Genomic DNA, 19,417 nt, shown 5'->3' with positions numbered 1-19,417 from the left:
TTAGCCGGCCATGGTCAGGCCGCCGGATACGCTGATCACCTGGCCTGTAATGAAGTTTGCGTCGTCGCTGGCGAGCATGGCGATGATGCCCGGGTAGTCGTCGGGCTGGGCGATACGGCCCAGTGGAATGGCGCGTCTGAAGGCTTCGACGAGCTTGTCCGGGTTGCTGGCGGTGGAGGCGACATCCTTGAGCAGGGCGGTGTCGGTCGGCCCCGGACAGACCACGTTGACGTTGACGCCCTTGCCAGCCAGTTCCCGCGCCAGGGTCTTGCTCAGGCCTACCAGGCCAGCCTTGCAGGCGGCATAGACGGCTTCGCCGGATGAGCCGACGCGGGCGGCGTCAGAAGCGATGTTGATGACCTTGCCGCCACCGGCTTCGATCATCAGGGGCAGCACCACATGGTGCATGTTGAGTGCGCCGGTCAGGTTGACGGCGATCAGCTGATCCCACTGAGAGGGCTCGGTTTTCAAAAATGGCATGAAGCGGTCGAAGGCCGCATTGTTTACCAGTACTGTCGGCAGGCCGAGATCGTTGGTGATGGCTTCGGCGGTGTCGGCAATCGCTTGATAATTGGTGATATCGGCGGTGTAGGCGATCGCTGTGCCGCCGGCGCCGACGATCTTGTCGACAGTGGCCTGCGCTGCGGCCTGATCGCGGTCCAGGACCGCGACCTTGCTGCCTTCGGTGGCGAAGCGCTGGCAGATGGCGCGGCCGATGCCGCCGCCGCCGCCCGTAACGATGACGACTTTGCTATCCAATCCTTTCATATGCTGGGTCTCTTGTTGTGGTTGTAAATGGGTGGGAGGAAATCTCAGCGGTGTTTTGCCGGCGCCAGACGTATCCGGCTGGCACGCTCGCGTAACTTGAATTTCTGGATCTTGCCGGACGGGGTCTGCGGCATTCCCGGCATGACCTCGACATACTCCGGCAGGTAGGTTTTGCTGATCTGCTGCTCGAGCAGGTAGTCGACAACGTCATTCAATGTCAGGGTTTCGTAGCCCGGATGCAGGGTGACGTAGGCACAAAGGCGCTCGCCGAGCCGGTCGTCCGGGCATCCGACCAGGGCTGCCGAGGCGATGGCCGGGTGTTTGTAGAGCAGGTTTTCGATTTCGATGACCGGGATGTTTTCGCCGCCACGAACAACCACGTCCTTGCTGCGACCGGTGATGCGGATGTAGCCGTTGTCATCCATGCGGGCGAGATCACCCGTCGGGAACCAGCCGTCAGCGTCAACGCCGTAAAGTTCCGGGCGCTTCAGATAGCCGATGAAAAGGCTGGCGCCGCGTACCATCAGATAGCCTTCTTCGCCTGCTGGCAGCGGCTGCCCCTCAGCGTCGATGACGAGAACTTCCATATAGGGCAGGGCAACACCATCGGTGTGGCTGGCGACAGAGGTGTCGTCCTCGGGCCGGGTCATGGTCACGGCGCCGGTTTCAGTCATGCCCCAGGCCGAGACGATCTGCGTCTTCAACCGTGTTGCCGCCTTTTCCACCAGGGCGCCGGGAATCGGTGCGCCGGCGGCAACAAAGATCTTCAGTGAGTCCAGTTCCCCGGGGTGCTGACTTGCGGCTTCCACCAGGTCGGCAAGGAACGGTGTCGAGGCCATGGTGAAGGTCGGCTGCTCCGCCTTGATCACCCGGAGCGCGTAGTCGAGGTCCCAGATGTCCTGCAGCACTGCCGTGCCCTGCAGGTAGATCGGCATCATCATTCCGTAGAGAAAACCGGTTTGGTGGGCCAGTGGCGAAGCCATCCATACGATATCGTCGGCGCTCAGTTGCAGGCGTTCGCTGTAGGGGCGGGCATTGGCGAACAGGGTGTTGCAGGTGTGGAGCACGCCCTTGGGTTCGCCGGTCGTGCCGGACGTATAGAGCAGCTGCACTACGTCGTCACCGCCGATCAGGCGCTCGGCAAAGAGCGCTTGTGTATCGGTTTCGCGTTCCCAGGCGCGTTCGAGCAGCTGCGTCTCGAAGCTGTTCTCATCATGGCTGCCAATGGTCAGAACCTGCTTCAGATCCGGCAATTCAGCCCGCAGCCCTTCGATCATCGCGGCATAGTCGAAGCCGCGGAAGCGTTGCGGTATGACCAGAATTCGGCTCTGGGCATGGCGTAGCATGAAGCGCAGTTCACGTTCGCGAAAGATTGGCATCAGCGGGTTGAGTATGGCGCCGATGCGCACGCAGGCCAGAAAAAGTGCGGTGGTCTGCCACCAGTTGGGAAGCTGGCAGGACACCACCTCGCCTTTCTCGATGCCGAGTGCGGCCAGTCCGGCGGCCATCCGGGTAACGATGCGGTCGAGTTCGCCGTAACTGATTGTTTTGCGTTCATTCTGTTCGACCTGATAGCCGATGATCGCTGGCTTGTCCGGCGTCGATGCGACCGTCAGGTCGAAATAATATGTAATTGTATTGTTATTCCATGCGCCGGACTCGATCATGCTTTCGCGGCGACTCTGGACTGAGTAAGTCGGAGTTATCATACGTTTTCCGTCTGTTTAAGTTGTTTTTATAGACTGCTTGTGACGCCTCGGTGATGTTGGAACAATACGCCCTGATAAAATAATATGTCAATATATTGTCTTTAAATTTTATTCTGGCTAGACTGGTCTCAACTCATCGAAGCCGGTAGCGGGCAGTGTTGACCGATTCCGGTGTTATCGCAGGCGTTTAGTGGGAGGGGCCATGTCTTACAGCAATATTCGGGTTGAGCTATGCGATGGGGTGGGCCTGATCCGGCTCGACCGACCCGCGGTACTGAACGCACTGAATGCGGCGTTGATGCGTGAACTGGGCGCCGCGCTACAGGTGCTGGAGGCCGACCACGCCGTCCGGGCGATCGTCATCACCGGCAGTGACCGGGCGTTTGCGGCGGGTGCTGACATCGCGGAAATTCATTCCCGGGGTTTTTCCGATCTCTACCTGGAAAATTTCGTTACGGCAGACTGGGAGCACGTAACCCGCTGTCGCAAGCCGGTGATCGCCGCCGTTGCCGGACTGGCACTGGGGGGCGGTTGTGAACTGGCGATGATGTGCGACTTCATTATCGCGGCTGACAACGCCCGTTTCGGACAACCCGAAGTCAAGGTGGGTACCCTGCCTGGGGCAGGTGGCACCCAGCGACTGGCCCGCGCCGTTGGCAAGGCCAAAGCCATGGATCTCTGTCTGACCGGACGGCTGATGGATGCAGACGAAGCTGAGCGCAGTGGGCTGGTGGCTCGTGTCGTGCCGACCACTTCGCTGCTCGACGAAGCGTTGCAGGCGGCGCGGCAGATTGCGGCCTATTCCGGTATGGCGGTGCGGCTCAACAAGGAAGCCGTCAATAGTGCCTTTGAGACATCGCTGGCCGAAGGCGTGCGGTTCGAACGACACCTGCTGTATGCCAGCTTCGCGAGCGCCGACCAGAAGGAGGGCATGCAGGCCTTCCTGGAAAAACGCCAGCCCCGCTGGCAGGACCGCTGAAGCCAGGCTGCGCTAACAAGAAGAAATGCAGGGCTTTGGCCTGAAGGAGGTTCCGATGTCCGATCCGGTACGAGTATCCCGCGTCGACGATATCTGCGTAATGCGTGTCAATAACCCGCCGGTCAATGCGCTGAGCCAGCGGCTGCGCGCCGGCCTGCTGCATGCTTTCGAAACGGCGGAAGCCGATCCGGCGGTCCGGGCCCTGGTGTTGCTCTGCGAGGGCAAGACATTTATCGCCGGTGCCGATATCAAGGAGTTCGGCAAGACGCCCCAGCCACCCCTGCTGCCGGACCTGGTAAGCCAATTTGAAAGTGGCCATAAACCCTCGGTGGCTGTGATCCACGGTTCCGCGCTGGGGGGCGGGCTGGAGCTGGCGCTGGGGTGTCACTACCGCATCGCCCGCATCGATGCCCGGCTCGGGCTGCCGGAGGTCCGGCTGGGTCTGCTGCCGGGTGCCGGTGGTACTCAGAGGCTGCCGCGGCTGGCCGGGGTCGCCAAGGCACTCGAGATGATTGTCGGTGGCGAGCCGGTCAAGGCGGCCGAGGCCCAGCGGTGCGGAATCGTCGATGAGCTGTTCGACGGTGACCTGGAAGATGCAGGCCTGGTCTTTGCGCGCTCACTGCTGGCACGCAACGCGGGGCCGCGCCGCACGGGTGAACAGAATGCTCACCTCGACTGCGCTATCGATGGTGAAGCGCTGCTCGAAGCCAGGCGCCGTGAACTGGCACAACGGCTGCCGGGTTTCCATTCGCCGCAGCGCTGCATTGATGCGATTGAAGCGGCGCTGCGTCTGCCGCTGGCCGAAGGACTGCAGCGGGAGCGGGAGCTGTTTCTACAATGCATGGCTTCGCCCCAGCGCGCGGCCCTGATCCACCGCTTTATGGCTGAACGGCGTTATGCCCGGGAGCCAGGCCAGGAAGCGGCCGATGCAGTCTTGGAGCGCCTGGCGCAGCGGTATCGCCAGGAGCTGGAACAGCTGGTTGTCGAAGGGGTCGCTGAGCGCCAGCTGGATGCTGTCCAGACGGCGTTTGACATGTCTATTGGGCCCCTGCGTGAGGCCCCGGGATGCTGCCTGGTGGAAGGCGACGCAGCGCTGCCAGAGAAGATCGACGAATCGAGGGGGGCACTTCTGCTCGGAGAGGGCTGGCTGCTTGAGCGACCGCTGCTGGTACTGATCAACGAGGGCGCGCGTCTGCTCGCCGAGGCCGTTGTGCGCCGACCCGGTGATATCGACGTGATCCTGACGAGAAATGGCGGTTTTGCGCCCCAGCGCGGCGGTCCGATGTTCTGTGCCGACCAGCTTGGGCTGGGGCGGGTGCTGGAGCGCATCGAATACTGGCAACGACGCCTGGGCGATCGCTGGACGCCGGCCCCCCTGTTGCGACAGCTGGTTAGTGACGGCCGGTCCTTCGCCGACCTGAACGCCCAAAACTGATCGAGGACTTTGCATGAATATCCGATATACCGCTGATGAACTTGCCTTTCGCGACGAGGTGCGTGCTTTTGTGCGGCAATCCTTGCCTGCCGATATTGCGACCAGCGTCCGACTTGGAAAGCACCTGAACAAAGAGCAGCACCAGCGCTGGCAACGTATCCTTTCGACGAAGGGCTGGTACGCCGCCAACTGGCCGGTGGAGCATGGCGGCACCGGCTGGACGGTGGTGCAGAAACATATTTTCCAGGAGGAGTGTGCGGCTTTGGGCGCGCCGCGCCTGATCTCCTTCGGTGTCAATATGGTGGCGCCGGTCATCATCAAATTCGGCACCGAGCAGCAGAAGGCCTGTTACCTGCCGCGCATTCTGTCCGGCGAGGACTGGTGGTGCCAGGGGTATTCGGAGCCGGGCGCGGGCTCGGACCTCGCATCGCTGAAGACCCGTGCGGTACGCGACGGCGAACACTATGTGGTCAATGGGCAAAAGACCTGGACCACGCTGGGGCAGTATGCCAATCGCATATTTTGCCTGGTGCGCACCGATACGGATGCCCGCCCCCAGCAGGGTATCTCCTTTCTGCTGATCGACATGGACTCCCCGGGTATCAGCGTACGTCCGATCATTACCCTCGATGGTGAGCATGAGGTCAACGAAGTCTTTTTCGACAACGTCCGGGTGCCGGTGCAAAACCGGATCGGCGAGGAGAACCGGGGCTGGACCTGTGCCAAATATCTGCTGACGCATGAGCGTACCGGCCAGGCCGGTATCGGTACCTCCAAGGCGGCCCTGGCGCATCTGAAACAGGTGGCCGCGCAGGAGACCTGCGACGGCCGGCCGCTGATCGAGGATCCGCTGCTGCGTGCCCAGATTGCCGACATCGAGATGCAGCTGATGGCGATCGAAATGAGCACCCTGCGAATTCTGGCCGCCGCCCAGGCCGGAGGCGTGCCTGGAGCCGAAAGCTCGATCCTGAAAATAAAGGGCTCAGAAATTCGCCAGGCCATCAGCCATCTGATGCGCAAGGTGCTGGGCCCCCATGCACTGCCCTTTGTAGAAGCTGAGCTGAATCCGGCCTTTGCTGGCGAGCCGCGTCACGCCGATTACAGTTCCGCACCGGCCAGTGAGTATTTCAATCTGCGCAAGCTGTCGATCTATGGCGGTTCCAACGAAATCCAGAAGAACATCATCGCCAAGATGATGCTCGAGCTGTAACGGGAGGTCAGACTTATGGACTTCAATCTAACCGAAGAGCAGCAGATGCTGCAGGATACCGTCGCCCGTCTGGTACGTGAGCAGTACGGCTTCGAGGCTCGCGAAGGTTTCTACAGGAGCGAGGTCGGTTTCAGTACCGCGTTCTGGCAGCAACTGTCGGAGCTGGGCCTGACCGCGGTGCCCTTTGATGAGGCGCTAGGTGGATTTGGCGGGGGCTGTGTCGACAACCTGGTGATCATGACAGAGCTTGGCCGAGGCCTCTGCCTGGAGCCCTTTCTCCATAGCCAGATATTCGGCGGTGGCCTGCTGCAGCAGCTCGCCAATCCCGATCAGCAGCAGACCCTGTTGCCGCAGGTGGTCAGTGGCGAGTTGCAGCTTGCGGTGGCATTCGAAGAGCCGCAAAGCCATTACCGGCTTAACGATGTCGCCTGCCGTGCTGAGGCGGTCGAGGGCGGCTGGCGAATCAGCGGTCGCAAGAGTGTCGTAATCGGTGGTGACAGCGCCGACCGGATTCTGGTGTCGGCAAGAACCTTCGGCGAGCAGCGCGACGACAGCGGCATCAGCCTCTTTGTTCTGGACCCCGCCGCCGAGGGTGTCAGCCGTAGCGGCTATCCCTGCATCGACGGTCCACGGGCCTTTGATCTCCTCCTGGAAAAGGTATTCGTTCCGTCTGGCGCGATGCTTGGGGAAGAAGGACAGGCTCTGGGTGCGCTGCGCTATCAGCAAGGCCGCGCCATTGCCGCCCAGTGCGCGGAAGCCCTCGGCAGCATGGAGGAAGTCTTTTCGCTGACGCTGGATTATCTGAAAACGCGCAAGCAGTTCGGCCGGCCGATCGGGGAGTTCCAGGTACTGCAGCACCGCATGGCGGATATCTGCAGCGAGCTGGAGCAGGCCCGCTCAATGGCGATCATGGCGGCCTGCGTGGCCGACGAGCCAGACAGTGACGACCGCAGCCGGCGCCTGACGGCCGCGAAGTACATTGTTGCCCGGGCGGCGCGCTTTGTCGCCGAACAGGCCATTCAGCTGCATGGCGGTATCGGCATGACCTGGGAGTACAGTCTGTCCCATCATGCCAAGCGGCTGGTGATGCTGAGTCATCAGTTCGGTGACGACGATCATCATCTCGGTGTTTATGCACAGCTGATGCAAACGGCCTGACGTTGGAGGACATGCGAGTGAAAGCATTCAAACGAATCGGCGTTGTCGGTGCTGGCGCCATGGGGCGCGGCATCGTGCAACTGTTTGCGACCAGTGGCATCGAGGTGCTTCTTCACGACAACCGGCCCGGCTCAATCGACGAGGCGCTGGCCTACAACCGCGGCCTGCTGGAACGGGCCCATGCGCGGGGCAAGCTCGATGCAGGGACGCTGGAAAGAGCGCTTGCTTGCATGGCGCCGGCGCCGGCACTGAGTGATCTGGCGGACTGCGATCTGGTGATCGAGGCGATCGTCGAGAACCTTGATGCCAAACAGGCGCTGTTGCGTGAACTTGAAACCCACGTCAGCCCGATGGCGGTTTTGGCCAGCAATACCTCGTCACTGTCGGTATCGCGCATCGCCAGTGCCTGTCGTTATCCCGAGCGGGTGGCGGGTCTGCATTTCTTCAATCCGGTAACGCTGATGAAAATTGTCGAGGTGGTGCGTGCAGAGCGTACCGCGCCTGAGGTGCTGGAGCGGCTGACGGCGCTGGTCGAACAGGCCGGTCATCTCGCCGCGCGGGTGCCGGACTCTCCGGGCTTTCTGGTCAATCATGCTGGCCGAGCCTACGGGCCGGAGGCGCTGCGAATTCTCGCCGAAGGGATCGCCACGCCTGCGCAGATCGACCGGATCCTGCGTGACAGTCTGGGGTTCCGGATGGGTCCCTTCGAACTCTTCGACCTGATGGGGCTGGATGTGTCCCACGCGGTGATGGAATCGGTGCACGATCAGTTTTACCAGGATCCGCGTTATGCACCTTCTGCACTGGTGCCGCCGCGTCTGGCCGCGGGCCTGCTGGGCCGCAAGACCGGCCAGGGGTTCTACCGCTATATCGACGACAAGCCACAAGCGGAGCCGGTTGCCGAGATTGAGCCGGTGACAATTGAGCAACCCTTCTGGCTCGACTGCGAGGATGCTGAGATGCGGGAGCAAATTGCCGCCGTGCTCGGCGCCGCGGGCGCTGTGCTTGAATCGGGTGCAACGCCCTCCCCGCAGGCGATCTGCGTACTGACACCCCTGGGCGAAGACACCTGCAGCCTGATTGCCCGCAAGGGATTGCCTGCCCGGCGAACGCTGGCGCTGGAAACCTTTGCCGGCTTCGATCGGTGCCGCGTGCTGATGCGTCAGCCGGCGCTGGAGCCAGGGATACTGGCACAGGCGCGGCAGGCCTTTGGCGCAGACGCCGTACCGGTCGAGGTGATCAACGATTCGCCAGGCTTCATCGCCCAGCGCGTGCTGGCGGGAATCGTCAATCTGGGGTGCGAGATTGCCCAGCGGCGCATCGCCACGCCGGCAACGCTGGACCGTGCGGTTGAACTGGCGCTGGGCTACCCGAAAGGGCCACTCAGCTTCGGCGACAGTGTCGGACCGGAACGTATAGCGCGGATTCTGCATCATCTGCATGACCTGTATCAGGAACCCCGCTATCGCACCAGTCCCTGGCTGCGTCGGCGGATTCAGCTAGGCCTGCCGTTGGTAACCCCGGAAGAACAGGAGGTGCAAGCATGAATGCCTGTATCTATGACGGTCTGCGAAGCCCCTTTGGGCGTCATGGCGGAGCGCTGGCCGCTGTACGACCTGATGATCTGCTGGCCGACGTGGTGCGGGCGCTGGTAGCCCGTAATCCTTTTGCGCCAGGTGCCTACGAGGATCTGATCGCCGGCTGTTCTAACCAGGCTGGCGAGGACGCGCGCAACCTGGCTCGTCACGCCGCGCTGTTGGCCGGACTGCCTACAGTTGTGGCCGGCGTGACGTTGAACCGGCTTTGCGGCTCCGGCCTCGCGTCCGTGCTTGGTGCGGCCCAGGCGGTGCGTGCCGGTGAAGGTGAGCTGTTCATCGCTGGCGGGGCCGAGAGTATGAGCCGGGCGCCCTTTGTCATGGGCAAGGCCGAGCGGGCCTATGATCGTGACTTGAGGATCTTCGACAGTACCATCGGCTCGCGTTTTCCCAACCCCCGGGTGGAGGCGGACTATGGTGCCGACTCGATGCCCCAGACCGCGGACAATGTTGCCCGTGAACTGGGCATCAGCCGCGAAGAGGCGGATCGCTATGCTCTGCGAAGCCAGTTGCTGTTCGATGCGGCACTCAAACAGGGTTTTTATGCCGATGAACTGCTGCCGATTGAGGTGCCCCGCGCACGCGAGGCGCCGCCTTTGGCGATTGCCGTCGATGAGCATCCGCGCCCCGACACCAGCCTGGAGACACTGGCGCGGCTCAGACCCCTGTTCCCAGACGGGGTGGTGACGGCCGGCAATGCCTCCGGGATCAACGACGGTGCGGCAGCACTGGTGATCGGGTCGCAGGCGATTGGCGAACGATGCGGCATCCGACCGCGGGCGCGGATCCTGGCCGGGGCCGTCGCGGGCGTGGAACCCAGGCTTATGGGGCTTGGGCCTGTGCCAGCCATTCAGAAGGTCCTGCAGCGGACGGGACTGACGCTGGCCGATATGGATGTCATCGAAATCAATGAAGCTTTTGCGACCCAGGTGCTCGGTTGCGCCCGTCAGCTTGGGCTGGCGTTCGACGACAGCCGGCTCAATTGGAATGGCGGCGCCATCGCCATGGGACATCCGCTTGGGGCATCCGGGGCGCGGTTGGTGCTGACCGCCACGCGGCAACTGGAACAACGTAGCGGGCGCTACGCCTTGGTGAGCCTCTGTATCGGGCTCGGACAGGGCATCGCCTGCATTCTTGAACGTCAGGTCTGAAACACAATAACAATTTTCTATCCGGAGACATGAATCATGGCTAACAACGCAAGCTTCAACTGGGAAGATCCATTGCTGCTCGATCAGCAGTTGACCGACGAAGAGCGCATGGTGTGCAACACGGCACGGCAGGTTGCCACGGACAAGCTGGCGCCGCGGGTCCTGGAGGCATTTCGCAACGAGTACACGGATCCGGCGATTTTTCGCGAAATGGGCGAAACAGGGCTGTTGGGCGCGACCATTCCGGCAGAATACGGTGGTAGCGGGCTGAACTACGTCTGCTACGGGCTGATTGCACGTGAAGTCGAACGCATCGATTCCGGCTATCGCTCGATGATGAGCGTACAGTCCTCGCTGGTGATGGTGCCGATCCATGAGTTCGGCAACGAGGCAACCCGGCAGAAATATCTGCCGAAGCTGGCCAGCGGCGAGTGGATAGGCTGCTTTGGCCTGACCGAGCCGAATCACGGCTCAGATCCGGGCTCGATGATCACCCGCGCGCGCAAGGTTGAGGGTGGCTATCGCCTGACCGGCAATAAAATGTGGATCACCAATAGCCCCATTGCCGACGTTTTCGTGGTCTGGGGCAAGGATGATGCTGGCGAGATTCGCGGCTTTGTGCTGGAAAAGGGCTGGGATGGCCTGTCCGCTCCGGCGATCCACGGCAAGGTCGGTCTGCGTGCATCCATTACCGGGGAAATCGTGATGGACAACGTCTTCGTGCCGGAGGAAAACGCCTTCCCTGACGTGCGCGGACTTAAGGGGCCCTTTACCTGTCTGAATTCGGCCCGCTACGGTATCAGCTGGGGGGCGCTTGGCGCCGCCGAAGACTGCTGGCATACCGCGCGCCAGTACACGCTGGACCGCAAGCAGTTCGGACGCCCGCTGGCGCAGAACCAGCTGATCCAAAAGAAACTGGCCGACATGCAGACCGAGATCTGTCTGGCGCTGCAGGGGTGCCTGCGCCTGGGACGGATGAAGGACGAGGGCACCGCGGCGGTCGAAATCACCTCGATCATGAAGCGCAACAGCTGCGGCAAGGCGCTGGATATCGCCCGCCTGGCGCGCGACATGCTCGGCGGCAACGGCATCAGTGACGAATTCGGCGTCGCACGCCATCTCGTCAACCTTGAAGTGGTCAACACCTACGAAGGCACCCACGATATCCATGCGCTGATCCTGGGGAGGGCACAGACGGGCTTACAAGCATTCTTTTGATGGTGACTTGTATTTGAGCCGGTGGGGCACTCTTGACCCCGTCGGCACTGAAAATACTACCCTGCATGCGCTGTATGAGTGCCTCCCCTTTTTTTCCACCCCAAAAAACCACGCCAGCCAAAAAGGAGACTGTTGTGTATATGTGTGACTGCGACCCCACTTCATTGGCCGTTACTCTTTGCCAAAGATAACTAAGGAAGAGAGAGTTTTCGACTCTCTCGCTTTTTGTGTGTGCCTTGACTGAGATGGTACGCTATTCCGGATAGTAGACTTAAAAGATATCCCTGAGTATATCAATCCACAGTGGTTAATAAACGGTATCAATCTTGAAGTTGATAGTCTAGGATCGGATAGCGATCTAATAATTATACCAAGGCCTGGGCTTATCGAATTATTTTCAGAGTTGGAAAGATACGCCAGTCCAATTATTTACACAGATATGAAAGTATCAGATGTAGATAAGGTAATGTCTACCTTGTCGAATTACTACCTTGGTGTTGATGATTCCTGTAACTTAGAAACGTTTAGTTGTGATCTTGATGTGTTCGCTTGGTCTCTAGATCAATGTGTCCAAACCGATAAAGGGCCGATGAAATATCTTGGGTATTTATCAGAGCGGTGTCATGTTTTTATCAATGATCTCTGGATCATTACAGATCGCCCTCAGTTGGTGGATATAAGGGATAGAGTTGTTGAGGTGTCAAGCTTTTTTGGAGATCCAAATGATAAAGAACTGCTCTATTTGAAAGATAGTTTATTTGAATTTTGACATTTTGTAGCTTGCGCGAACTTTCTATATTCGGATTTTATATTTCGGTCAAGAGCTGTTTTTGTAACCATCCCTTAAAATCGAACCAGCCAAAACTAAAGTTCTCCATCAGCATCGTTGAAGTATGCCGGAGAACTTTAGTTTTGGCTGGTCCGATCCGAATCATGTCCACTTGGCTTGATCAGCTTGTCGTGAAAGTTTGGCGCGAGCTGTGGGGCTATCCGATCAGCCCCGGCCTTGTATGGCCGGGTACTCGGGTGTGAAGACTAAGCCAGGCGTTTGGGCCAGGGGCTGCGGTCATCCGCTGCGATCACCTGTCGCAACAGGCGCTCGGTCAGCTCGAAACGCAGTTCGCGACGTTCTGCAGAGTCCCAGAGGTTGTGACATTCATGGGGATCATCCTCGAGAGCGTATAGTTCGCCCCATGTTTGGCCCTGATACAGCGTCAGTCGGTATCCATCGTGCAACAGCGTGCGTGAATGTGCAGGAGTTTCAAAACCCCAGTGGGCGATATTGTCTTCATGCTCGATAAGCAGCGAATCTCGAAGCCGGGCGTCACCACCCAGGAGCGGCAGCAGGGAACTGCCCTGAATGCCATGGTAGGGCGTTATGCCGGCGCGTTCCAATATGCTGGGGGCGAAGTCGATGGCTGATGCGAGCGCCGAGGTTCGTTGTGGCCTGTGCTGGCCCGGTTCGGCCCAGATCATCGGCACTCGGGTGATGCTGCGCAGTGGCGCGGGCCCCTTAAGCAGCAGGTTGAAATCACCCATATAGTCGCCGTGGTCGCTGGTGAAAATAACGATTGTATTGTTTTCCAGTCCGGTCGCTTTCAAGGTATCGAGCAGGGTGCCTACGGCGTCGTCAATCATGCTGATCATGTCGCATGTCAGCGCCATGGCTTCGCGGATTTCTCGATCGCTGGCCATGAAGGCCTTTTCCGTGGCGGTGTTGCGCAGGCCATCGCGAAACTGCTTGGCGACAAACTGGAGGTGTGCGGGCGGGTTGCGGTGTTTGCTGTAGGGGGTACGAACCTCGAAGTCTTCAGGGTTGTGCCGACCCCAGTATTTGCCCGGTGGCGCAAAGGGGTGGTGAGGATCGGGAAAGGATACAAAGGCGAAAAAGGGCGTATCTTCCTCGGTTTGCGTTTGCAGATACTCACGGGCTTGCTGCGCGATATAGCTGGTGGGATGCAGGGATTCGGGCATAGCGGTGCGGAACGCCTGGGGACAGATATAGTCATGGGGCAACTGGTTGGCGGGCCCGCGAAGCGCTGCTGGGTCCTCCACTTGCTCGCAGAGCCACTGATAGTAGTGTCCACCACAGTTATCACCATGCTGGGTCACAATCTTGACCTGCTCAAAGCCGTAGTAGGGCAGCTCGACCCGGTAGGGCGTCTGGCCTTGCCAGCGCGCCGGCTCTTCCTGCGTCCAGTCGTCCGGGCATTCCTGGTGCGCATCGGGAATCCGGGCGTGGGCAGCGGGGTTCTGCTGTGGAATCTCACGGCCGGTAAAGGGTTGCAGATGTGACTTTCCGATCATCGCGGTGTTGTAGCCGTCCTGGCGCAGCGCCTCGACAAAGGTGCTGTTGTGCAGAGGCAGGTGCAGACCATTTTTGCGCAGGCCGTGGGTGGACGGGTAGCGCCCGGTGAGTATCGAGGCGCGGTTGGGCATGCACACGGGGCTTGCAGTGTGAAACTCGTCGAACAAAAGGCCGCGAGCGGCCAAGCTGTCAATATTCGGGGTTTTTAGTTGTGCGTGCCCCATACAGCCGAGATAGTCAGCGCGCTGTTGGTCGGTGATGATGAACAGAAAGTTCGGGCGCTTGCTCATGCCAGGGCTTCCTTTTTAAGGCTCTGTTGACGGTGAATAATGAGTATGGCGATTCCCGCGGCGAAGGCACTCCAGTGAATCAGGGGCAGGGTAATCAGCATGGCCAGGGCAATGGCGATGCGGCTCAGGACTGCCGCCAGGTTGAGCCTGGAGTGATCAAAACGGGCCAATGCGGATGAAATCAGCAGGATGGCCAGCCCCAACCGCAGGATGATGGAGACAAGATCGAACAGGGAGTCCGAACCGCCGGCTTCGGGGATTAGCAGCAGCTGCGGATAAAATGCAAAGGTGAAGGGCAGAATAAAGATCACCAGACCGATGCGCGTTGCCTCAAAGGCTGTTTTCAGCGGCGAGGCCTGACTGATGGCGGCAGCGGCAAAGGCAGCAACAGCCACCGGAGGTGTGATGGCCGAAGCTACACCAAAATAGAACACGAACATGTGGGCGACCAGGGGCTCGAGTCCAAGACGCAACATGGCCGGTCCCATGATCAGGATGATGGTCAGATAAGCGGGCAGGGTCGGCATGCCCATGCCTAGTACCAGGGCGGCGGCCATAGCCAGCAACAGCGATTGCAGCAGATTTCCATCGGCGGACTCGCTGATGAGTTGTGCGAACTTGATTGGCAGTCCCGTGGCGGACAGCACCCCGACGATGATCCCGACGACGCTAACGGCAATCAGCAGCGTGGAAAAGCTCTGGCCACCCGCCGCTAGCGAGCGGATCAGGGTAAGTGGGCGCCGGCGAATTGCTGCGTTCAGTGTCAGACTCAGTGGCATTACCGAGAACAGCGCCATGACACCGGCGCCGGCCGGGGAGAAGCCCGCGATCAGTGCCCCCACGACGATAGACAGAGGTACGAAAACCATAATCAGGTTAATGTAGTCCTGCCGTGTCGGTACTGCGACAGCCTCAATGCCTGAAGGCTGGTTTTCTATGCCCAGGCGTCGCGCTTCATACACGACGGCGGCGAATAGCGAGCCGTAGTAGAACAGCGCCGGTATCAGGGCTGCAATAACGATATTCAGATAGGACACGCCGGTAAAGTCCGCCATGACCAGGGCGGCGGCACCCATGATGGGGGGCATGATCTGTCCGCCACTGGACGCGGTGGCTTCGACGGCGCCAGCGAAGGTGGGACTGAAGCCCCGGCGGCGAATCATTGGTATGGTGATTACCCCGGTCCCGACAACATTGGCGACAGCGCTGCCGGATACTGAGCCGAACAGGCCCGACGACAGTATGGCCGCGTGGGCGGGGCCGCCGCGAGCATGTCGAAAGGCATACAGGGACGTCTTGATCAGCGAACCGCCGGCACCACTGCCCTCCAGCAGGGCCCCCAGCAGGATAAAGGGCAGGATGGTATTGATGACAATTCCCAGCAGGGTGCCCAGCACGCCGTTGGCGCTGTTGTACCAGAGAGTGTCGGCGGTGGAGTCGATAAAGTTTATCGGCGCGATGCCAAAAACACCGGGCCAGTGGTGGCCGGTGTAAAAGTACAGCAGTGCCACGATGGCGACGCCGGTCAGTGCCGGGCCCCAGAATCTCAGGCAGATGAGCAAAATGGCGCCGGTGCCCAGTAAGGCGGTCCAAGCGTGGGCATTTTCAAAGAAGAACAGGCCACCCTTGAGTTGTTCCATCGTCAGGAAGTAGCTGTAGAGTGCGTACCCCAGTCCGACCATGACCAGAATGTCGAGCAGCAGACTACCCAGACGCAGCAGGAGCGGGGAATCCGGAGATGCCTGGAGCAACGGTGTGCGACTAAGTACCGCCAGGGCCGCGAGGCCAAGCATGCCGGGGTGCATGTATTCGTAGTCGAAAGGGCCCAGGCGCGGCACAAAGGAAAAGTTTGGCATGCTGTTGATGATGCCAAGAAGGGCGATCAGCAGTCCAACCGCCAGTGACAGCTGGGTGCGGATATTCGCCTCGTTAAACTGAGAGAATAATCGGGTCATGGGTAGGTCCGTTGTCGTGTCAGTGCGCTGCGCAAGCCAGAAACCGCAGCGCAGCGGTGCGTGCAAGGGCTTATTCGGCGCGGGGACGCAGGTGCTCGGGCACGTCGATACCCTGTTCCAAGTAGTAGCGGTACGCACCTTGGTGCAGTGGTGCGTTGACACCGACAAAGGCATTGTCGATTAAAATGCTCTTGAAGGTAGGGCCTGAGCCGCGAATCTCGGCGGCATTGTCCCAAAACGACTGGGTCAGCTGATAGGCATCTTCGTCGGACAGCGTGCGATTGACGATCGTCATCATGGTGAATGCCAGCAGGGTGATGGCGTCATCATTATTGACGGTATTCGCATAAGTATCTTTATTTATCTCCAGTGCCTGCATGGCGGGTGACGCTATTAGCGTCTGCCAGCTTTCGGACGCTTTGCCAGCCTCGGTGACACCGAGAAAACGAATGGGTTTGACCAGCGAATACTGCTCGATGGAGGACGAGCCGATTTGCGCTCCGCTGACCAGCACATCTATCTGGCCGTCGGAAAAGGCTTGGCCTGAGGCGCCCCAGCCCATGGTGATCGCGTTGTAGCCTTCACCCGGGGACATGCCGGTATTGGCCTTGATCACTTGTTCTATAGCCAGGCTTGAGGCACTGGACGAGGGGCCGATATAGACATTTTTACCGGCGATATCGCTCCAGTTCGTGATGCCGCTGTCGGCCCAGGTGAAGATATGGTAGGCGCCGTGTACATAACCGAACAGAGAGCGAATGTTCTCAGCCGCCTTAACCGCCTGATCGCCCATGCCCGCATACATCTGGCTGCCTTCGCCCATATAGGTATAGAGTTCGGTGGGTATCATGGTCAGATCGATGCGGCCGCTGCCGACTTTGACGCCGGTCATCGACAGCGCCTGTCCGGTATTGAGCTGGATGCTCATGCCATGCTCCTGGCTGGCGTACTTGCTCATCATGGTGGCCAGCTGGGAATTGAAAGTAGCAGGATTACCGCTTTCGGCACGCAGCGTTTGCGCCTGGATCAGCGGAGCGGTCAAGGCAAGGTGGGTTGTAATGGCGCAAGCTAATAGACTGGTTGTTAGTTTCATCGGGTCCTCCGGGACTCGTTGTTATTATATTTGGCCGACTGTGACAGGCAGATGCCGAGTTGTCATGGGGGCCGTTGCAGCTTTTAGCGGCGGGCGTAGGTAAACGAAAAGTACGAACCCTTATACATTCTCAGGGATGGCGTATCGCTGTCTGTTTTAACCCTTGGATCCATGCTACTGCGCTCGCGCAATGGCTGGCTAATTCTAATGGGGACAGGGTGTATGTGTTTTTTCTATAGGCCTAGTTGCAGGCTGGCCTCTTCAAGGGTGCGGCAAAGCGCCTGAATCGCCTCGGTGGGTGCGCTGTCTTCGCGCATCAGGATGCCAATTGCGCGGGGTGGGCCTTCGAGTGGAACCGGAAGCTGAGCCAGTTGAGCACTCTCGATCTCAAAGCGCATCTGGCAGGGCGATACCATAGCAATCCGGTCACTATTCAAAAGCAATGCCCGCAAGAGACTCAGGTTGCCGGCTTCGATCACAGGCGTGGGAGGCACCAGGTCGGCGGCATGAAACTGCTGATCAAAGCTGTGGCGTGCAGGAGTGCCCTGGGGCGGCGCAATCCAGTCGGCATTGAGCAGCTCACCGAGGCTGAGGTTCGCGCGCTGCAGCAACGGGTGGTCGGGACGCACGATGGTGCTGAGACGGTCATAAAATAGGGTTTTCTGAGTCATGTTTTCTTTGCGGTCCAGCGGGCGTAAGACGCCGACCAGCATGTCGATTTCACCGCTGCGTAGCAGTTCAAACAATGTGTCATAGGAGCCTTCATAAATGGCGATGCTCAGGCCCGGTAACTCGCGCAACAGCGTATCGACTGCCTGAGGCACCAGCAGTGAGCTGGTCAGGGGCAGGGCACCTATAATCACACGGCCGCTGATTTTCCCACGCCAGGCCGACAGGTCCTGCTGCACCAGGGCAAGTTCACGCATGGCGATCTTGACATGGCGTATCAGCTCCATGCCGCAGAGAGTTGTAATCATCCCCCTTGGAGTACGCTGGAAAAGTGGTACGCCCAGTTTGGTTTCCAGGTCGCGCAGGCCGGCACTCACTGTCGGCTGGGTCAGCCCCAGCTGCCGGGCGGCACGCATTTCGCTGCCGCTTCTGGCGATTTCGACCAGCACCTTGAGATTGCGGTACGACAGCCGAAGTGACAGGCGCTGGAAATGCCCGGCGGGTTCCAGATGCGCCAGCTGCTCTTGCGCCTGGGTGAGTTGTGTCAGTGCGCGGCGAAATCGATGGCTGACAATGTCGCCAGCCCGTGTGCTGAGCATACCGCCGTGATGGCGTTCAAATAATGGCATATCAAGCGCCTGTTCCAGGTCGTGAATGGCGCGGGATACGGCAGGTTGGGACAAGTTCAGCGCCTCTGCCGCGCGCAGCACGGCGCCGGTATCGGCCACGGCGACCAAGGCGCGCAGACAGCGCATGGTGGGCGTGAATGTATCGGTGTCCTGTGCTGCGGTCATGCGTGCTCCCTGATAATCCATCACGTGCCTTGGCGAGTGTAGCCAATCGCGTTTCAGTTAGGGAAGCTGTGATCAAGTCTGCCGCATGAGATAATGTTCCCTGCACACGATCGAGGACGAAGAGATGGATCAGCAACTCACATTCGCGGACAGCGAGTTCAGCAATAAACGCCGTCAGACCCGCAAGGAAAAGTTCCTGGGCCGAATGGACACGCTGATCCCATGGGCACGTCTCGAAGACGTCATCGAGCCTCACTATCCCAAGACCGGCAATGGCCGTCGACCGTACCCCCTGTCCACCATGCTGCGAATTCACTGCATGCATATATGGACCTTCCCCCGTATTGCAAGAAAATGATCGATCGGCAGCTTAGTCATTGCTCCCATATATCCGGCCTCATATTTACTGATGGAGGCTCACGGCATGGATACCGAGGTAGTCTCGAAGTAGGCGTTCACCGAATAAGGTGTCGGTGCTTCCCTCTCACCTGGCTACCCTGGTTGAGCCCATCACTCTATACGCTCTCGATGCATCCAAAATGGCTACGTAATTCATTGATTTGCAAGGGTATCAAAAGTCCGATCCAAACATGTTGTGATTCTCCATAAAACCATTTTAAATCAAACTCTTAGGTAGAGAAGAGTGCATGTATGGGGTGCAAGGGGTCGAAGGTTCAAATCCTTTCGTCCCGACCATTATTCAAAAGGCAGAGGCCGGTTTGCGAAAGCAACCGGCCTTTGTTGTTTCTGGGGTTTGGTGTTTCTCGTGCCTAATTCGTGCCTAATTGAGATTTGCTAAACGCTTTGGTGGTCTTGGCTGTATACCGCTTTATCAAGACCCCTGCGATAGATCATCCTAAGCAATTCCTTGACCATACAGCCACTGCATCACCGCAATTCTGATTGCTTGTTTCATTCTGTCGATAACCTACTCGCCTATGTAACTTCCACTCTTGATACCTGGGCCGTGTGCCGTGTGCCGTGCGACACGCACTGTGTGCATCGATTCCTGCTGCAACGATAGCCAGCTAGTTCCACTTCTGGGCCTGGATACCACACCTGCGGTAGGTACAATGATGCTTAAC

14 protein-coding genes and 1 pseudogene are annotated in these 19,417 nt (G+C 59.4%); 9 read left to right on the top strand and 6 right to left on the bottom strand.

Annotated elements, in window-relative coordinates:
* Both F451_RS0118905 and F451_RS0118900 read right to left on the bottom strand, forming a co-directional pair.
* Positions 1-768, bottom strand: a complete 768-nt coding sequence (locus F451_RS0118905; RefSeq protein WP_020682980.1) for an SDR family NAD(P)-dependent oxidoreductase — start codon at positions 766-768, stop codon at positions 1-3.
* 44 nt (positions 769-812) lie between these two features.
* Complete coding sequence (locus F451_RS0118900; RefSeq protein WP_026291885.1) at positions 813-2,477, bottom strand: AMP-binding protein; 1,665 nt, start codon at positions 2,475-2,477, stop codon at positions 813-815.
* A gap of 202 nt (positions 2,478-2,679) precedes the next feature.
* Between F451_RS0118900 and F451_RS0118895 the strand changes: the two genes are divergently transcribed.
* The 8 genes from F451_RS0118895 to F451_RS27860 all read left to right on the top strand — a co-directional run bounded on the left by F451_RS0118895 (position 2,680) and on the right by F451_RS27860 (position 11,992).
* Positions 2,680-3,456, top strand: coding sequence for an enoyl-CoA hydratase (locus tag F451_RS0118895; RefSeq protein WP_020682978.1), 777 nt, complete (start codon positions 2,680-2,682; stop codon positions 3,454-3,456).
* Between the two features lie 55 nt (positions 3,457-3,511).
* Positions 3,512-4,891: an enoyl-CoA hydratase/isomerase family protein gene (locus F451_RS27350; RefSeq protein WP_083928492.1), complete on the top strand. Its 1,380-nt coding sequence runs from the start codon at positions 3,512-3,514 to the stop codon at positions 4,889-4,891.
* Between the two features lie 13 nt (positions 4,892-4,904).
* Complete coding sequence (locus F451_RS0118885) at positions 4,905-6,101, top strand: acyl-CoA dehydrogenase family protein (protein WP_020682976.1); 1,197 nt, start codon at positions 4,905-4,907, stop codon at positions 6,099-6,101.
* 15 nt (positions 6,102-6,116) lie between these two features.
* Positions 6,117-7,259 carry an acyl-CoA dehydrogenase family protein gene (locus F451_RS0118880; protein ID WP_020682975.1) on the top strand — a complete coding sequence of 381 codons (1,143 nt, stop codon included), beginning with the start codon at positions 6,117-6,119 and terminating at the stop codon, positions 7,257-7,259.
* Between the two features lie 17 nt (positions 7,260-7,276).
* On the top strand, positions 7,277-8,806 hold the full coding sequence (locus tag F451_RS0118875; RefSeq protein ID WP_020682974.1) for a 3-hydroxyacyl-CoA dehydrogenase: 1,530 nt from the start codon (positions 7,277-7,279) through the stop codon (positions 8,804-8,806).
* Positions 8,803-10,005 (top strand): 3-oxoadipyl-CoA thiolase, encoded by a 1,203-nt coding sequence (locus tag F451_RS0118870; RefSeq protein WP_020682973.1) that lies wholly within the window; start codon positions 8,803-8,805, stop codon positions 10,003-10,005. The genes F451_RS0118875 and F451_RS0118870 overlap by 4 nt, the downstream gene beginning before the upstream one ends.
* A 36-nt stretch (positions 10,006-10,041) precedes the next feature.
* Positions 10,042-11,223 (top strand): acyl-CoA dehydrogenase, encoded by a 1,182-nt coding sequence (locus F451_RS0118865; protein WP_020682972.1) that lies wholly within the window; start codon positions 10,042-10,044, stop codon positions 11,221-11,223.
* 262 nt (positions 11,224-11,485) lie between these two features.
* Positions 11,486-11,992 carry an NIF family HAD-type phosphatase gene (locus tag F451_RS27860; protein WP_156826559.1) on the top strand — a complete coding sequence of 169 codons (507 nt, stop codon included), beginning with the start codon at positions 11,486-11,488 and terminating at the stop codon, positions 11,990-11,992.
* 266 nt (positions 11,993-12,258) lie between these two features.
* On the opposite strand, the gene F451_RS0118860 is transcribed toward F451_RS27860, so the two are convergent.
* The 4 genes from F451_RS0118860 to F451_RS0118845 form a co-directional block, all read right to left on the bottom strand.
* Complete coding sequence (locus F451_RS0118860; RefSeq protein ID WP_020682971.1) at positions 12,259-13,821, bottom strand: sulfatase family protein; 1,563 nt, start codon at positions 13,819-13,821, stop codon at positions 12,259-12,261.
* On the bottom strand, positions 13,818-15,776 hold the full coding sequence (locus F451_RS26060; RefSeq protein ID WP_020682970.1) for a TRAP transporter permease: 1,959 nt from the start codon (positions 15,774-15,776) through the stop codon (positions 13,818-13,820). Before F451_RS26060 ends, F451_RS0118860 begins: the two co-directional genes overlap by 4 nt.
* A 70-nt stretch (positions 15,777-15,846) precedes the next feature.
* A complete protein-coding gene (locus F451_RS26055; protein WP_020682969.1) occupies positions 15,847-16,869 on the bottom strand; it encodes a TAXI family TRAP transporter solute-binding subunit in 1,023 nt (340 codons plus the stop codon).
* Positions 16,870-17,102: 233 nt separating this feature from the next.
* Entirely contained in the window at positions 17,103-18,332 is a 1,230-nt protein-coding gene (locus tag F451_RS0118845) for a LysR family transcriptional regulator (RefSeq protein WP_169434544.1), read from the bottom strand.
* 124 nt (positions 18,333-18,456) lie between these two features.
* Between F451_RS0118845 and F451_RS0118840 the strand changes: the two are divergent.
* Positions 18,457-18,663 (top strand): annotated as a pseudogene (locus F451_RS0118840) (transposase); the annotation flags it as partial.
* Positions 18,664-19,417 lie beyond the last annotated feature (754 nt).

Source organism: Marinobacterium rhizophilum DSM 18822 (genome assembly GCF_000378045.1).
Lineage (GTDB): Bacteria > Pseudomonadota > Gammaproteobacteria > Pseudomonadales > Balneatricaceae > Marinobacterium_A > Marinobacterium_A rhizophilum.
The sequence above is the reverse complement of the archived record's forward strand: the minus strand, read 5'-3'. Positions and strand labels throughout refer to the sequence as shown.

Coding starts and splice junctions, on each gene's coding strand:
- F451_RS0118900 (WP_026291885.1), bottom strand. CDS start 2,477: ATGATAACTCCGACTTACTCAGTCCAGAGTCGCCGCGAAAGCATGATC.
- F451_RS26055 (WP_020682969.1), bottom strand. CDS start 16,869: ATGAAACTAACAACCAGTCTATTAGCTTGCGCCATTACAACCCACCTT.
- F451_RS0118885 (WP_020682976.1), top strand. CDS start 4,905: ATGAATATCCGATATACCGCTGATGAACTTGCCTTTCGCGACGAGGTG.
- F451_RS0118870 (WP_020682973.1), top strand. CDS start 8,803: ATGAATGCCTGTATCTATGACGGTCTGCGAAGCCCCTTTGGGCGTCAT.
- F451_RS0118860 (WP_020682971.1), bottom strand. CDS start 13,821: ATGAGCAAGCGCCCGAACTTTCTGTTCATCATCACCGACCAACAGCGC.
- F451_RS0118865 (WP_020682972.1), top strand. CDS start 10,042: ATGGCTAACAACGCAAGCTTCAACTGGGAAGATCCATTGCTGCTCGAT.
- F451_RS27350 (WP_083928492.1), top strand. CDS start 3,512: ATGTCCGATCCGGTACGAGTATCCCGCGTCGACGATATCTGCGTAATG.
- F451_RS0118905 (WP_020682980.1), bottom strand. CDS start 768: ATGAAAGGATTGGATAGCAAAGTCGTCATCGTTACGGGCGGCGGCGGC.
- F451_RS0118880 (WP_020682975.1), top strand. CDS start 6,117: ATGGACTTCAATCTAACCGAAGAGCAGCAGATGCTGCAGGATACCGTC.
- F451_RS26060 (WP_020682970.1), bottom strand. CDS start 15,776: ATGACCCGATTATTCTCTCAGTTTAACGAGGCGAATATCCGCACCCAG.
- F451_RS0118895 (WP_020682978.1), top strand. CDS start 2,680: ATGTCTTACAGCAATATTCGGGTTGAGCTATGCGATGGGGTGGGCCTG.
- F451_RS0118845 (WP_169434544.1), bottom strand. CDS start 18,332: ATGACCGCAGCACAGGACACCGATACATTCACGCCCACCATGCGCTGT.